This is a genomic window from Streptomyces alkaliphilus, from assembly GCF_014141535.1.
GTDB classification, from domain to species: Bacteria; Actinomycetota; Actinomycetes; order Streptomycetales; family Streptomycetaceae; genus Streptomyces; species Streptomyces alkaliphilus.
In genome coordinates this window covers 1-2,852 of record NZ_VKHT01000685.1, presented here as the reverse complement: position 1 = coordinate 2,852, position 2,852 = coordinate 1, and the positions used below count along the sequence as shown (strand labels likewise).

Sequence of the window (2,852 nt, the reverse complement as noted above, 5' to 3'; positions counted from 1 at the left end):
GACGTGGACGCCGCCCTCGACGCCGCGCTGCGCACCGACGGCCCCCCGGAACCGGACGGCACCCCCGTGCCCGTCGTCGACCTGCCCGCCCTGGGCGGTTGGTTCGTCCGCGACCCCTACCCCTACTACGCCCGGATGCGGGAGCGTTTCGGCGACGCCTGCCGGGTCCGGCTCGGGGACGGGGGCACCGTCTGGTTCGTGCTGGGTCACGACCCCGTCCGGAGCGCGCTCACCGATCCCCGTCTGATCAAGGACTGGACCCGGGTACCCGGCATGGAGGGCCTGCGCGACGGGCGCCGCGCCATCGACCACCACATGCTCGACCTGGACCCGCCCCACCACACCCGACTGCGACGCCTGGTCTCCCGGGAGTTCACACCCCGCCGCATCGCGACCCTGGAGTCCCGTCTGGAGGAGATCACCCGGGAACTCCTGGACACCATGACCGCCGGCCCGGAGCGCCGTGCCGACCTCGTGGCCTCCCTGGCCGTCCCGCTGCCCATGACGGTGATCTGCGAACTCCTCGGCGTGCCCTTCCTGGAGCGCGACGACTTCCGTGCCTGGTCCGCTGTCCTCCTGGGCGCCGCCGGTCCCGAGGAGGAGCGCGAGGCGGCCGTGGCGATGAACGCCTACCTGGCCGACCTCGTCGAACGCAAGCGCGAGGTCGGTGGGGACGACCTGCTCGCCGCCCTCATCCGCACCCGCGACGAGGAGGGCGACCGCCTCTCGGGGTCCGAACTCATCGGCATGGCCTTCCTTCTCCTGGTGGCCGGCCACGAGACCACCGTCAACCTCATCGCCAACGCGGCCCTCGCCCTGCTCACCCACCCCGACCAACTCGCCGCGCTGCGCCGGGACCCCGACCTGATCGACGAGGTGATCGAGGAGACCCTGCGCCGGGACCCGCCGGTGGAGCGTGCCACCTTCCGCTTCACCACCGAACCGGTGCGCTTCGGCGAGGTCACCGTGCCCGCCGGCGAGGGGCTCCTCGTCATCCTCGCCTCCGTGGGCCGGGACCCCGCGCACGCCCCCGACGCCGACCGCTTCGACATCCTGCGCGACTCCCGCCCGCCGCACCTCTCCTTCGGCCACGGCATCCACTTCTGCCTCGGTGCCCCGCTCGCCCGGTTGGAGGCCCGGATCGCCCTGCGGGCTCTCCTGGAACGCTGCCCCGAGCTCGCCCCCGACACCGGCCCGAGGGAGATCCGACACCGCGTCAGCCTCATCGTCCGGGGCCCGGAGCGGCTGCCCGTGCGCTGGTGACGGGCGCGGCGGGTCGACTTCCGGTCGTCCCGGCCGCGTGCTTTTCGGCCGCGTGTTCCCCGGAGGGGTCTCAGCGTGTGGTGATCGCGACGCCGACCCCGACGCCGGTGACATCATGCGGGGTATGACGACCGTGTCACTGCCCGGATCGAAATCCGTCACCGCCCGCGCCCTCTTCCTGGCCGCCGCCGCCGACGGCGTGACCACCCTGCGCCGCCCGCTGCTCGCCGACGACACCGACGCCTTCGCCGAGGGGCTGGAGCGTCTCGGGTACCTCGTCGAGCGCGGCGACCGCGACGGGGAGGACTGGCGGATCACCGGCCGCCCCGCCGGTCCCGCCGCCGAGCGGGCCGACATCATGTGCCGGGACGGCGCCACCGTCGCCCGCTTCCTGCCAGGCCTGGTCGCCGCCGGCCGGGGGGAGTACCGGTTCGACGCCTCGGACCAACTGCGTCGCCGTCCCCTCGGGCCGCTGGTCACCGCGCTGCGCGAACTGGGCGTGCGGGTGGAGTGCGAGGAGGCCGAGGGACACCTGCCGCTGCGCGTGGTCGCCGACGGCGTCAAGGGCGGAGAGCTGGAACTGGACGCCGGCCTGTCCTCCCAGTACCTCACCGCCCTGCTGCTCCTCGGCCCGCTGACCGAGGAGGGGCTGCGGATCACCGTGACCGGCCTGGTCTCCGTCCCCTACGTGGAGATCACCATCGCGATGATGCGCTCCTTCGGCGTGGACGTCGAGCGGGAGGGCGACACCTTCGTCGTCCCGCCGGGCGGTTACCGGGCCACCGACTACCCGGTGGAGCCCGACGCCTCCACCGCGAGCTACTTCTTCGCCGCCGCCGCCCTCACCGGCCGCGAGGTCACCGTCCCCGGCCTGGGACGCCACGCCCTCCAGGGCGACCTGCGCTTCGTGGACATCCTGCGGGAGATGGGGGCGGAGGTGACGGTGGGGGAGGACGCCACCACCGTGCGCGGCACCGGCACCCTGCGCGGGGTGACGGTCACCATGCGGGACATCTCCGACACCATGCCCACCCTGGCGGCCATCGCGCCCTTCGCCGACGGCCCCGTGCGCATCGAGGACGTCTACAACACCCGGATCAAGGAGTCCGACCGTCTCGACGCCTGCGCCGACAACCTCGGCCGGCTCGGCATCCGCACCGCCACCGGTCGGGACTGGCTGGAGATCCACCCCGGGACCCCGGTGGGCGCCGAGATCGGCTGCCGGCGCGACCACCGGATGGCGATGAGCTTCTCCGTGACGGCCCTGCGCACCCCCGGCATCACCCTGGACGACCCCGACTGCGTGAAGAAGACCTTCCCGGACTTCCACCGGGTCTTCGCCGAGGTCTGGGGCCCGCCCGCCGGCACCGCCTGATCCCCCGGGACGACCGGGACCTCCCCCGGAGGTCGTAAGGGTCGTCGCCGCAGGTGGCAAACCGGGTGTGGACCCGCGCCGGATGTGGTCGACCGGGCCGCGCGGGGATGGTGGATCCACGACGCCGGCCGGAGCGGGACGACCGCTCCGGCCGGGCCCACCGAGCAGGAGAGAGTCCGTGAATCCGGTCGCCCCACCACCCGCCGTTCCACCC

General features: G+C 73.7%; 2 protein-coding genes. Both read left to right on the top strand.

What is annotated here, in order from left to right; genetic code table 11:
- On the top strand, positions 1-1,263 hold a 1,263-nt coding region (locus FNQ90_RS18460; protein ID WP_323380050.1), incomplete at its 5' end, for a cytochrome P450 family protein.
- A gap of 124 nt (positions 1,264-1,387) precedes the next feature.
- Entirely contained in the window at positions 1,388-2,638 is a 1,251-nt protein-coding gene (gene aroA, locus FNQ90_RS18455) for a 3-phosphoshikimate 1-carboxyvinyltransferase (protein ID WP_182607394.1), read from the top strand.
- The last annotated feature ends 214 nt before the right edge of the window (positions 2,639-2,852 follow it).

Bases quoted from the DNA above. Each gene is read 5' to 3' on its own strand.
- aroA (WP_182607394.1), top strand. From the start codon at position 1,388: ATGACGACCGTGTCACTGCCCGGATCGAAATCCGTCACCGCCCGCGCC.